Genomic DNA, 12,682 nt, shown 5'->3' with positions numbered 1-12,682 from the left:
TTGATCATATTTTCATGAAGGTCTATTTAAGACTGGTCTTCAGTCCTGCTTATACTTGATACACTATACTCAATCAGACTTAATCTAAGTCATATTCAACTAAAACTCTCATTGACTTTCCTATACAAAAACTTGACATTTACATGTTTATAGCAGCTAGTGTGACATCGTTCCTGCTTCCGTCTCTGACTTTAGGCTCATTTTTGCCTTCCCTACCCCTTGATAGTTTATTCTCCACCCAAGGCATCATGGTAATGCTGCTAGCAGCTTACGCAGGTGCAATGTGGATGTTCCTCAGTAGCGCACCCAAAGTTTTTACGGTGATGGTATCTGATCTTGAGGTTGCCCGACAATTGTATGAGGGTTTACTAGACTTACCTTCTGCGGAAGTCCCTTTACACTACTATTACAATTACGAACAAACCATCGGTGCAGCTGGTGTGGATCCTCTTTATTTGTCAACAAGTCCAAACTTCTCCAGCAACAGAATGACAAGTGCTAGTGAAGGACTTTGGTATCAACTCAAGAAAAATACGCAGCTACATGTGATTACAGGGGCAACCATTGGCGCAAAAAGCCAGCAGCGTCACGTCTGCTTTGATAATGAATGCTTAGAAATGATTTTAATGCGGGTCGAAGCACGCGGTTTAAAATTTAAAATTCGTAGTCGCAAACCTCTCAACTTCTTGGTTAAAGATTATGAGGGTCGGGTTTTAGAAATGTCAGAAGTAGCAAATTAGACTGGTACAGCAGAGGCGAAATCAATACAATTTTCTTTTATCGTAGTTGCGTGCAACTACGAAACAGCAAAAATTTTGACTTCTACGCAGGTGCTATGTTGGGAGCGTACCACTTTTTGAATCAATATCCTGGAAGGGTATCGCTATACGAACATAGCCCCATAGCGGCTTCCCTCCGGTTAGCCTGCCACTAGGCTGTTGACTCTGTGCTTTTTCGGAGTTCAAAGTTCATGCAATAAGCTTGGACGCATCTAAATGACATGTTTTGAAGGCTGAAAGCCTTGCTGTAAGGTTTTCAGGTTTACAAATTAAATGCGTTTTAGCTTATCTGTGATATGGCTTGTTCCTTGTCTTTGGCAAGGAACAAGTCGATGACGCAAAAACTCTATGAATAAAAAGCGTGAAAATCATATCAAAGTTTACAGCCAGCCTGCGACTCAAAGAGAAGCCGCGATCGCCTCTATCACAGGCTGAGAAAGAATTTTAGCCGGAGGCAGGCTTGGTTTTTGTAGCCCCAGGCTTCTAGCCTGGGGGAAAGAATGCAAAACTGAGATGCTCCCGCTATGTTGAACTTAAAATAATAATTCAGCATTTACACTTAATAGTAAAACTTTCAAATATCCTCTAAATAAACCTTGCAATACCTGTATCTTTACTCATAATCCCGGTAATGATTAACCACCAAAACCGAGCTTCTTAATTTCACAAAAAACTTGATTACTTACTTCAGTGCGAAAACTTGTTCAGCTAAAACTACAGAATTTAAAAGCAAGGGACAATTTTTAAAATCAAAGTATCCACAAAACGTCAAAAAACAACAGCTAACAAGTTTATTTTCCTTGAAAAATAACCTGTACAAATCCACCAATGTTTGACGACTTGCAAAACCTGGTTCCTCTAATCCTAAAACCAGCATACCCGCAACTGTGAAAATAATCAGAACTATAGCCCCTAAAAACAGCCCTAATATTCACAAAAAATAGTTATTATCAACGTTTCCTGTTGCCTGTTTCCTCTTTCCTGCCCTCATTAGAAGACTTTTGCAGCTAACCTTGCGGTACGCGTTTCTTGGATGCCCGAAAGGGCTATACAGCAAGCCCTAATTATCTGACGGGCTTTACCATTGCTTTGTCGAAAATATAAAGTTGTGTAAACAATTGAAACTACATCATAATAATTTTTAATAAAAATCATGGCAAAGACATTGTATAAACTTTTTTAGAACCTGAAAATATAAACTCATGTTAGCTAAAGGTTGACTTGCCAATATTTTCAGGATTTAAAACTAAAATTTAAGTTTTGTTAAGAACTTTTAATCTAGAAGCCTAGATGCCATTAAAATTTAGTTTAGTAGATTCAGTTGTGTTGCAGTTTCGTACCCGAAAAGGTACTTTATCCAAGGCTATATTCTTTTGAATAACAGGAAAATTAGGTATATCTTAATTACTTCCTAAAGCCGATATACATCTTGTATTGCTGCTGCAATTAGACATCTAGTAGACAACAAAAAGTTAACAACTTAAACTTTTTTAGTTTTTAACGAGATTTGCGAAATTCGTCGTATCGTGGCACGAGTTCACGAAAAAAGTGCAAATTCTCGCTCATACTTCCAGCACAAATTGCCCCATCACTCTTTAGGGTGGGTTAGTTCATGCAGAGTAAATTTAAAATCCAACAAATAGGAGATTAAACCAATGTTAGATGCGTTTGCCAAAGTAGTTTCCCAAGCTGATGCTCGTGGTGAGTACCTCAGCACTTCTCAATTGGATGCTTTATTGAACATGGTTCGCGATGGAAACAAGCGGATGGATTCGGTAAACCGTATTACCAGCAATGCATCAACAATTGTTGCTAACGCGGCTCGTTCTTTATTTGCAGAACAACCCCAATTGATCGCTCCTGGCGGTAATGCTTACACAAGCCGTCGTATGGCTGCTTGCTTGCGTGATATGGAAATCATCTTGCGCTATGTAACTTATGCAGTATTTTCAGGTGATGCAAGTGTTCTTGACGACCGTTGCTTAAACGGATTACGCGAAACCTACTTGGCATTGGGAACACCTGGATCCTCTGTTTCAGTTGGCGTTCAAAAAATGAAAGAAGCAGCATTGGCTATTGCTGGCGACCCTAACGGTGTCACCAGAGGCGATTGCAGCGCTCTCATGTCTGAAATTGCTAGCTATTTTGATCGCGCAGCATCTGCTGTTGCATAATTATTTCGCTCTTAAAGCATGATTAACTGAGATTTTGATCAGTTAAACAAACCCATTATCAAACAAAAACTTTGTAAAACGGAGATACCTAACTCATGAAAACTCCTCTAACCGAAGCTGTATCAGCTGCTGATTCTCAAGGACGTTTCTTAAGCAGCACAGAAGTACAAGTAGCTTTTGGTCGCTTCCGTCAAGCTACCGCTAGCTTAGAAGCTGCTAAAGGTTTAACTTCAAAAGCTCAAAGCTTGGCAGATGGTGCAGCAAATGCTGTGTATCAAAAATTTCCATACACCACCCAAATGCAAGGTAACAACTTTGCTTCCAGTTCTACTGGTAAAGCTAAGTGTGCTCGTGATATCGGCTACTACTTACGCATGATTACTTACTGCTTGGTTGTCGGTGGTACTGGTCCAATGGATGACTACCTAATCGCTGGTTTAGCTGAAATCAACAAGACCTTTGATTTGTCTCCTAGCTGGTATATTGAAGCTTTGAAATATATCAAAGCAAACCATGGTTTGAGCGGCGATCCTGCTGTTGAAGCTAATTCTTATATTGATTATGCAATCAATACCCTGAGCTAAATTCAGGTTTTGCCCAGAAAACTGAGCAGCTAACTGGCAGATTAGCTAGGAGTTGTTTATCTTTCTGGGCATGTTTTGTTTTTTGAAAATAAATTTTCGGAAAATATTGAGTCGAACAGTTCATACTAAATCTACTTTCTAATTTCCAGGACTTATGCAACGATGTGATTGCGAAGAGGTGCAGCAGGTTTCCGGAGGGTGTGCTGTAGACTAGTACCAGATCTAGATCTGAAAGGCTAGCTTAGACGTGCCAAAGGGACAAGTTGAAAACCAATATTACAATTGCGCGATTCCTAATTTCTATAAATTTCTTTGTTTGGGTAATTCAAAATCTAAAGTACTAATTCACTATTTCCTTAAAAATCAGGTTTTTTGAACGTGGTTCTGTTTTTAAAAATTCAATTCTGGTTTTCAATTCTGCGATTCAATTCTGCGCTTCAATAAAAATGTGATTTTTTTGATATCGACTTGAATTAATGAATTGGTATTGTAGGTATCGAAGATTTTTTTAGATAGAAAGTAAAAAATGCCTATAAAAGTAAAGGATCGATTTTAGGCATGATTTGGTGTTAGAGAGACCTTACCGTGGGATGAGGAACTTCCTCTAACTTAACTTAGTAATAGTATGCAATTAGCAGCTAATTGCTACAGCAACTTAATATTTTCTCTTCAGAGTCCACCTTCGTGAGAGAAATAATTCAATGGAAGCGATGGAAACTTTAGAACTACGTTCCGACCGCAACGATACAGACGTTGAAATCGTGATTCGTGCTGTTTATCGTCAGATATTAGGCAATTCTTATTTGATGGAAAGCGATCGCTTATTAAGCGCAGAGTCCTTTTTAAAGCAAGGACAGCTTTCAGTGAGAGAATTTGTGCGGGCAATCGGGAAATCAGAACTTTATAGTCAGAAATTTTTTCAAAGCAACTCGCAGGTTCGCTTTATCGAACTGAATTACAAGCACTTTCTCGGACGCGCTCCGGAAGACGAATCTGAAATAGCATACCATGTGGACTTGTACAACACACAAGGCTACGATGCTGAAATAGATTCATACATTGACTCGCTTGAATATCAGCAAAATTTCGGTGAGAGCATTGTTCCTAACCATCGTGGATTCAAAAGCCAGGTTGGACAAAAGAACGTTGGTTTTAGCCGTATGTTCCAGCTGTATCGAGGTTATGCTAATAGTGACAGCAGCCAAGGATGCAAGCAGGGACGCTTAACTTGGGAAGTAGCAAAAAATACTGCATCCCCCATTCATGCGGCTTCCTCATCTGCATTAGCAGGTGCTACAAGCGGCAAGCGAGGAGATGTTTACCGACTTCGAGTTATGCAAGCAGCGTCATCAAAAACAGCAGTTGTACGTCGGATAACGACAGAGATTCTCGTACCATTTGAGCAGCTTTCGAGCAAGTTACAGCAATTGAACCGTAAAGGTAACAAGGTAATGAGCATTACTTTGGCATAAGCTCAACCTGGAAGTTAGAAGACAATTTAACAGGTCGTCTGCACAGGAGTGAGAATTCGGAGATTCTAGTTTTTTAACTTATGTTAATTGTTAATTAAGTAGTAATTTTTGAATTCTCACTCACGGTTAATTAATGCTCAAGCTTCGCCCAAAAACTCATCTTCTGTCTTAATTGACATAATTCCTCACTATTTTTTTAGGAGAATCAAAAAATGGCAATAACAACCGCAGCATCACGTCTGGGAACTGAGGCTTTTAGTAATTCATCGCCGCTAGAATTGCGAACCCGTGCCACAAAAGAAGAAGTAGAAATAGTTATTTCGGCTGTTTATCGTCAGATTTTGGGTAACGATCATTTGATGAAGTCTGAGCGTCTGATTAGCGCCGAATCGCTTCTACGGGACGGTAAAATTACAGTACGCGACTTCGTTAGTCAAGTTGCAAAATCAGAACTTTACAAAAACAAATTCTTTTACAACAGCTTCCAAACTCGTGTAATCGAACTCAATTATAAGCACTTATTGGGACGCGCACCTTACGATGAGTCAGAGGTAATTTACCACCTCGATTTATATCAAGAGGAAGGTTACGATGCTGATATTGATTCCTATATTTATTCCTCAGAGTATGAAGCAAACTTTGGCGAAAATATAGTTCCTTACTATCGCGGTTTCCAAACTCAAACTGGACAAAAAACTGTTGGATTTAGCCGGATGTTCCAACTATATCGTGGTTACGCCAATAGCGATCGCGCTCAACTCAAAGGTACAAGTTCGCACCTTGCTGCTGAACTTGGACGTAACAGTTCATCTACCGTAGTTACACCTTCTGGTAGTGGTGAAGGTTTTGCCTATGTAGCTCAACAAAGAGGTGTCACCCCCAACAGTACTTTTGGTGGTGCAGCAACTTTTGGTAAAGAAGGTAGAATGTTCCGCGTTGAAGTTGCGAAGGTGTTTGGTGCTGGTTATCCTAGCACTCGCAAAGTTAATCAAGCTGTAGTCATTCCCTATGAAGAACTATCGTCCTACATGCAAAGAGTGCAAAAACAAGGCGGTAGAATTGCTAGTATTACTCCGCTTTAGTTGATCAAAGTGGCTAATAGTTAATACGCTTTGGGGAGTTGACTATTAGCCATTTTAAAAATCCAGTTATTAACGGTTACAAGTATAGTGATTGATACTTACTTAAACCTCTTCTAAGTTAAGAATTGGAATTGTTCAAAAGGCAACAGTAACAGTTTAGTTAAGCAGGAAAAAGTTAAGAATAATGCTTCCCATCCTCGATACACTATTGATTCTAAAAGCTAGTAGCTAATAGTGATTTTTCCTTAGCTAAACCGTGTTGACTTACTAACAACTAACAATTCACCACTGAACAATTAATCAACAAATATTAAATTAAAACTATGCTAGGTCAAATTGCTAACAAAGCTGCATCTACGAGTCGCTATTTCCGCTATGAAGTTGTCGGGTTGCACCAAAACGAAGAAACTGATCGAACAGATTATCAACTGCGTTCCAGCGCTAGTACTTTTGTCGTAGTTCCTTACAACCGAATGAATGCAGAAATGCAACGAATTAACCGCATGGGAGGCAAAATAGTTGCGATTGAGCCTTTGCACACAGAGACTCAATCGGAGAATGACGCAAATAACTAATTCTTTTGCTGGTTAATGAGAATCATTGAGATAATTCTGAAATTTTGCTAGAGACTTTATATGTTGCATATAAAGTCTCTATTTTTTTATACCAGATTTATTAGCAGTGGGGAGATAATTTGCTAATCTGAGCCATTGGCGGATGAGCGTTTGCGACGGCGACGACCATTAGTAGGATCAGTAACCGGAGTAACAGTTTCTACCTCTTCTTCCTCTGATATTTGTGCAACCTTCAGTACTGGTTCTGGCAATGGTTCTGGTTCTGGTTCTGGTTCCGAAATTACTATCGGTGAAGGTTTTGGCTCAGGAGGGGCTATTTCCTTTCGCGGTGTCGGCAAAACTCTTGGTGATTCAGAGTTGGTTTCGATGGGGTTAGTGCTAGCTTGTTGACCAGGTGCTACCACATTGATAATCACAGATTTAGTATTTTTGACCTCACGATCGAGTTTTAACAATGGGGTGACACCCATGAGTGCATAAACATCTTGCTCCTCAGTTGTCATTTCCACCGTTCTGATTTCTGGTGGTTCAACAATGGGTTTGACTGGTTCAATTTTAGTCTTTCCCCGTTCAACGCGATCGCGTAACGGCTCTCTGGAGATATCGCGTAACCCATCCCTAGGATTATCATTCCAAGGAACTTTATTCAGGTTTGGTATTGGTAGTTCAGATGGGCTAATAACATCAAGATCGCCATCTAAATCTAGCTCTCCATCACTGACGAAACCTGGAGAAGGACTACCAATTCTTGTCGGTTCCTCTTTGCCATTAATTCCGTTGACACCGATACGTTGCTGACGACGACGAACACGGCGATTTTTATTATCACCCATCTCCTGATAACTGGGATGGTTGACTAAATTCAGTGGTGTATATTCAGAATCAGGTTCGTTGGTTTCGCCAAATCCATCATAGATTTCCTTTGGCTCAATCACTCGTACATTATTGGGACGAGGTTCACGATTTGGCAGAGGTGAGAAGCGCTCCGGTATTTCTGGAGATGTGTTGGGCATTCTGGATTCTACTTCGCCAGGTAAGTGGACGGTATGACCTAAGCCACCACAGCTTTGGCAAGTTCGTCCAAACAGTTCATAAATATTCTGACCTTGGCGTTTTCTAGTTAACTCAACTAATCCTAACTCCGTAAGTTGAGCAATTTGGGGTCGAGCTTTATCAGCTTTTAGGGCTTTATTAAAGTGTTCTAGTACTTGGAGTTGGTCGCGTCTCGATTCCATATCAATGAAATCTACTACAATTACACCAGCAATATTACGTAGACGTAATTGTCGAGCGATTTCGGTGGCTGCTTCACAGTTTGTCCACAGGACGGTTTCACGGGCAGTTGCGGAACGGGTGAAGGAACCGGAGTTAACGTCAATTACTGTCAGCGCTTCGGTTGGTTCAATAATGATGTAGCCGCCTGAAGGTAAATCCACCCTCGGTTTGAGTGCTTCCTTAATAGCAGCATTGATGCGGAAGTACTCTAAAATTGGAGCGCGATCGCGGTGATGATCAATTAGTAGTCCCTGTGGGGTTTGTCCGCCGCTCCAGTTTTGTAAATATTGCTTAACACGTTTTAACCCGGTGCTGGAATCAACCACAATTCGATTTACATCCGCACCATACATATCCCGTAATACGCGCTGGATAAAGTCATCGTCACGATTGAGCAATGCTGGTGCGCGGGAAGATTGAGCTTCTTGTTGAATAATTTCCCACTGCCGTTGTAGGGCTTCCAAATCTTCAATAATCGCTTCTTCTGGTTTACCTTCAGCTTCTGTGCGAACTAGTAAACCCATTCCCGCAGGTTTAATTAAAATTGCTAATGCTCTTAAGCGATTACGTTCATTTTCGTTTCTAATGCGGCGTGACAAGTTTACACCCCTACCGTAGGGCATCAACACCACATAACGACCGGGTAAAGTAATGTTACCTGTAAGTCTTGGTCCTTTTGTCCCGGTTGGCTCCTTCATTACCTGAACTAACACTTTTTGTTGCGGTGTTAGGAGTTCGGTAATAGCAGCTGCACTACGTTTAAGTTTTAAAGGTCCTAAATCTGTGACATGAATAAAACCATTACGCTCAGGATCACCGATGTTGACAAAAGCTGCATCGATTCCGGGTAGTACGTTTTCAACTACACCTAAATAGACATCCCCAATTTGATGGTGTCCTGTGGCAACTACTAGTTCTTGGATTTGATCTTCAGAAAATACAGCTGCGATTTGGTGCTGCTCTGCGATAATAATTTGCTTTGGCATTCAATTTCCTCAAAAAATTGGTAGCACAATTAGTTTTGAAGGCTGGTTATCCATAAGTAAACTTACAAGCCTCAAAAGTGCTGATGTTAATAAAAAATCTGATTTTTTGCTCTGACAGTTAGAGCCAATTCTACTCATATTGCGCTGATACGCTGATTTGCTCATGAACGGCTATAAACCGCTTCATTCATGTTAATTGTTTGGTGCAATGCTTTTTCGAGAACAGTCTGATTTTTCGTTGGGGTACTTTTATAGAAGTTTTAACTTTAGTTGGTAGTATGTAACGGAATATAAAGTCCCTGGAATTGGCTTGTAGTAGCGCTACTAGGAACAGTGATTTATTTCCACTTACATAGTTTGAGAAAGTTAGTAGTGAGTAGGAAAATCCCTAACACCTAACAGCTTTTTCATTTGTTTTGGCGTATATCAGTTCATGATGGCTACTTAATTGATTTGAAAGTTACCGAATCAAGGAGGATTGAATGAGTCGCAAGTTTTTTTAGTAAGTTAGGACGTTTGTCCCAGTATGAAAATCGAGAATGGAGTTTGAAGCTATACGTCTCCCATAGCTTGCTTCCCGCAGTTTATGCACACTATACATCACTTAAAGTTTTGCACTTTTTTGATCCATTTCCCTTTGATTCAAGCTGCTTTTGGAAATCATTATTCCTCGGTTTTGCTATAGGAATTTAACCTAGGGACGAAAACCAGCACACATGATGATCAAGCAGATTGAGTGTGTTTTTGGCATACCTGTTGGTAGCCTACTCCATAGCGCCTTACAACATAATACTGTCGTTAAAGGTGAGCATTAAGAATTGGGAAAAAATACAGATAGAGAAGCCAACGGAGCTTATTTTGAATGGATGATTCACCATTAGCTGTCAAGGGGTTACTTTCTAGCCTGCGCGACTCTGGGATAAGACTTGAAAACTTGCACTCTAATCTCCTTTTTTCGCGCCCTGATATATCAGGGTAGTGAATCGACTCACTCAATGCAGCGCCAGAAAATTTCTCTTCACTTAATTCTAACGCAACCTTACCAAAAATCAATTCCTGACATCACAACTGTGAGATAACGAGTACAAGATGTTATCTTCAATTATTTAAGTTCCCAAAACCATCTGGTTGCGGTGAACGTGCAGCAGATGAAATTCTCTGGCTGCGACTTGTTCTAGCATAAACAGAATTTGTTCGGGGCGCAACTGGGTACCATCGTTACGACAGCTACCAATATATCGGCAAATGGCTGTTGATGCCTCTGCATTGGTATTTGTGGACATCAGTTCCAGATCAACTAAGCGATCGCATAAGTTCACCAACTGTTGTTTTCCGGACTTTGTGGTGTGTTCCAACCAAATTTCTGAGGTTGATTTGATGGCATCTATCCAAGTTTGCCATTCCTTGGAGTTGACATCCGTACTAGTTGCTATTGTGATTAAATACTCGGCAGCGGAGAGGATTTGAGTCGCGGCGGGTGCTTTGATGTCCACTTCCACCACTTCATATATAGGAATATCACTAGGTAAAGTTTCCATTAGTTTTCTTTGAAATTCCCTAGGTTCGATTACCTCGGTTAGTTCAAAGTCTAGAATTTCACCACTACTGGTGGCACCTAGGGGTAAGGCGTTGGCGGCGGAGATACGCGGGCTGGGATGAAATCCTCCTGTAAAAGCCACTGGCAATCCAGAACGCCTCGCAATTCGATCAAACAATCGCATTAAATCAAGATGACCCACTAGTGCCATGTCACCAAGTTTACCAAATTTTACTCGTAGCCGTTGCACCTTTGTTGTATTAGGTACAAAGTCACCAGCGAATTCTGGAATTATTGGTGCTGTCATCACCACATTACTACCAAAGTCGGTACCGCAGACACCGCAGTGTGAGCAGGCATCAAAGGAGCAATCAGGTACAGTTGCGGCTTGGAGAGCAAGTTCTAGGTCTTTCTTCAGCCAGTGTTTATCTATACCAGAATCTATGTGATCCCAAGGTAAAGGTACATCTAAGCGGCTATCACCGCTACTACCTTCCATCACATTCCACTCACCGTTTTCCACTTGACGGTATTTCCAGTCTAGTCCAGCTTCAGCGATCGCGTTTTCCCAAGCGGCGAAGGCTTGATCTAAGCCATCGTACCAAGAGTCCATCCCTGCACCCAATTGCCAAGCTCTTAATAGAACTTTACCTAAAGTGCGATCGCCTCTACCAATAAAGTCTTCCATTGCTGAAAGTCGAATATCAGTATAATTGACTTTGACTCCTCGCATTCCCCGAAATTCCTGCCGCAGAAGTTGTTGCTTGCGCTTAAATTCAGATGTGGCGACTGAGTGCCACTGAAAGGGGGTATGGGGTTTGGGGGTAAAGTTAGAAATTGTTAAGTTAAAATTCAGCGGCTTACGACCTTTGGCGTGGCATTGGTTTTTTAACCAGCGGACGGTTTCCACGATACCCACAACATCAGCATCGGTTTCGCCTGGTAAACCAATCATAAAATAAAGCTTGATTTTGTCCCAGCCCTGTTCCCAAGCTGTCTTTACACCGCGTAATAGTTCTGTGTTGGTTAAACCCTTATTCACGATGTCGCGCATTCGCTGGGTTCCGGCTTCAGGTGCAAAAGTCAGTCCACTTTGTCTGGTACCACCAAGGATATTGGCGATGTTTTCGTCGAATCTATCGACTCGCTGGCTGGGAAGCGACAGGGTAATATTCTCGTTTTTTAGCCGATTTTTAATTTCCATACCCACTGCGGGTAAGGATAAATAATCTGAGCAGGAAAGAGAAAGTAATGAGAATTCATTATAACCTGTTGCCCGCATTCCTGCTTCAATTGTTTTGACAACTTGATCTGGTTCGACATCGCGGGCTGGACGAGTCAACATTCCTGGCTGACAAAAGCGGCACCCACGGGTACAACCGCGTCGAATTTCAATCGTTAAGCGGTCGTGAACTGTCTCTACATAGGGTACAAGTCCAATTGAGTAAGCTGGAATTGGGCTTGCTACTCTTCGTAAAACTCGCTTTGGAACATCTGGGTGATTGGGATGAACTGAGCCATCCACTACCATGTCATAAAACTGAGGTACATACACCCCTGGAACTTGTGCTAAGTCCAGTAATGTTTGTTTTCGGTTTAAACCAGTGTTTTTTGCTTCTTCTAAGACTAAACCAATTTCTGGTAGTAGTTCTTCTCCATCCCCTAAAGCAATAAAGTCAAAAAAGTCAGAATATGGTTCTGGATTTGATGTTGCTGTTTGTCCGCCTGCAAAAATTAATGGGTAATTGCTGCCAACTCGCTCCTGCCATGTGAGCGGGATGTTTGCCAAGTCTAACATTTCTAAGATGTTAGTGGCACCGAGTTCGTAGCTCAAACTAAATCCTAGGATATCGAATTCTAAGAGCGATCGCTTGGACTCCACAGCAAACAGAGGTGTTTGGGTGGCGCGTAATTTTCCAGCTAAATCACTTGCTGGTAGATAAGCGCGATCGCATAACTGCCGGGGTTGGGCATTCAGAACATTATAGAGAATAATATGCCCTAAGTTCGATGCCCCAACCTCATAAATTTCTGGATAGGTCAATACCCAGCGTATTACAGCCTCTTGCCAAGGCTTATGTACTGCTCCTAGCTCGTTACCCAGATACCGAGCCGGCTTGAGGATATCGGATGTGATTAATTCTTCTACTGCAACTGCCACTATGCTATCTTTGAGCTACTTTAATTACAGCTACTCATTTATAACACTACCATTAAT

8 protein-coding genes are annotated in these 12,682 nt (G+C 41.3%); 6 read left to right on the top strand and 2 right to left on the bottom strand.

The genetic code is table 11. The features are described from left to right. The first annotated feature begins 143 nt into the window (after positions 1 to 143). The 6 genes from CAL6303_RS24920 (at position 144) to CAL6303_RS24890 (ending at position 6,666) form a co-directional block, all read left to right on the top strand. On the top strand, positions 144 to 740 hold the full coding sequence (locus CAL6303_RS24920; RefSeq protein ID WP_015200612.1) for a hypothetical protein: 597 nt from the start codon (positions 144 to 146) through the stop codon (positions 738 to 740). Between the two features lie 1,694 nt (positions 741 to 2,434). Further along, on the top strand, positions 2,435 to 2,953 hold the full coding sequence (locus tag CAL6303_RS24910) for a phycocyanin subunit beta (protein ID WP_015200609.1): 519 nt from the start codon (positions 2,435 to 2,437) through the stop codon (positions 2,951 to 2,953). A 95-nt stretch (positions 2,954 to 3,048) separates the two neighbouring features. Continuing rightward, the gene (gene cpcA, locus CAL6303_RS24905) at positions 3,049 to 3,537 is read left to right on the top strand and encodes a phycocyanin subunit alpha (protein WP_015200608.1); all 489 of its coding nucleotides are present in this window, start codon (positions 3,049 to 3,051) and stop codon (positions 3,535 to 3,537) included. A gap of 701 nt (positions 3,538 to 4,238) precedes the next feature. Then, on the top strand, positions 4,239 to 5,009 hold the full coding sequence (locus CAL6303_RS24900; RefSeq protein WP_015200607.1) for a phycobilisome linker polypeptide: 771 nt from the start codon (positions 4,239 to 4,241) through the stop codon (positions 5,007 to 5,009). 212 nt (positions 5,010 to 5,221) lie between these two features. After that, complete coding sequence (locus tag CAL6303_RS24895) at positions 5,222 to 6,091, top strand: phycobilisome linker polypeptide (protein WP_015200606.1); 870 nt, start codon at positions 5,222 to 5,224, stop codon at positions 6,089 to 6,091. A gap of 323 nt (positions 6,092 to 6,414) precedes the next feature. After that, the gene (locus tag CAL6303_RS24890) at positions 6,415 to 6,666 is read left to right on the top strand and encodes a phycobilisome linker polypeptide (RefSeq protein ID WP_015200605.1); all 252 of its coding nucleotides are present in this window, start codon (positions 6,415 to 6,417) and stop codon (positions 6,664 to 6,666) included. Between the two features lie 122 nt (positions 6,667 to 6,788). On the opposite strand, the gene CAL6303_RS24885 is transcribed toward CAL6303_RS24890, so the two are convergent. Further along, a complete protein-coding gene (locus CAL6303_RS24885; RefSeq protein ID WP_015200604.1) occupies positions 6,789 to 8,927 on the bottom strand; it encodes an Rne/Rng family ribonuclease in 2,139 nt (712 codons plus the stop codon). Between the two features lie 1,106 nt (positions 8,928 to 10,033). Beyond that, positions 10,034 to 12,625, bottom strand: coding sequence for a TIGR03960 family B12-binding radical SAM protein (locus tag CAL6303_RS24880; RefSeq protein ID WP_015200603.1), 2,592 nt, complete (start codon positions 12,623 to 12,625; stop codon positions 10,034 to 10,036). Positions 12,626 to 12,682: the final 57 nt, after the last annotated feature.

The sequence above is a fragment of the Calothrix sp. PCC 6303 genome (assembly GCF_000317435.1).
GTDB lineage: Bacteria > Cyanobacteriota > Cyanobacteriia > Cyanobacteriales > Nostocaceae > PCC-6303.
Note: the sequence above shows the minus strand (reverse complement) of the source record. Positions and strands in the feature narration are given on the sequence as shown.

Bases quoted from the DNA above. Each gene is read 5' to 3' on its own strand.
- CAL6303_RS24890 (WP_015200605.1), top strand. From the start codon at position 6,415: ATGCTAGGTCAAATTGCTAACAAAGCTGCATCTACGAGTCGCTATTTC.
- CAL6303_RS24900 (WP_015200607.1), top strand. From the start codon at position 4,239: ATGGAAGCGATGGAAACTTTAGAACTACGTTCCGACCGCAACGATACA.
- cpcA (WP_015200608.1), top strand. From the start codon at position 3,049: ATGAAAACTCCTCTAACCGAAGCTGTATCAGCTGCTGATTCTCAAGGA.
- CAL6303_RS24910 (WP_015200609.1), top strand. From the start codon at position 2,435: ATGTTAGATGCGTTTGCCAAAGTAGTTTCCCAAGCTGATGCTCGTGGT.
- CAL6303_RS24885 (WP_015200604.1), bottom strand. From the start codon at position 8,927: ATGCCAAAGCAAATTATTATCGCAGAGCAGCACCAAATCGCAGCTGTA.
- CAL6303_RS24895 (WP_015200606.1), top strand. From the start codon at position 5,222: ATGGCAATAACAACCGCAGCATCACGTCTGGGAACTGAGGCTTTTAGT.
- CAL6303_RS24920 (WP_015200612.1), top strand. From the start codon at position 144: ATGTTTATAGCAGCTAGTGTGACATCGTTCCTGCTTCCGTCTCTGACT.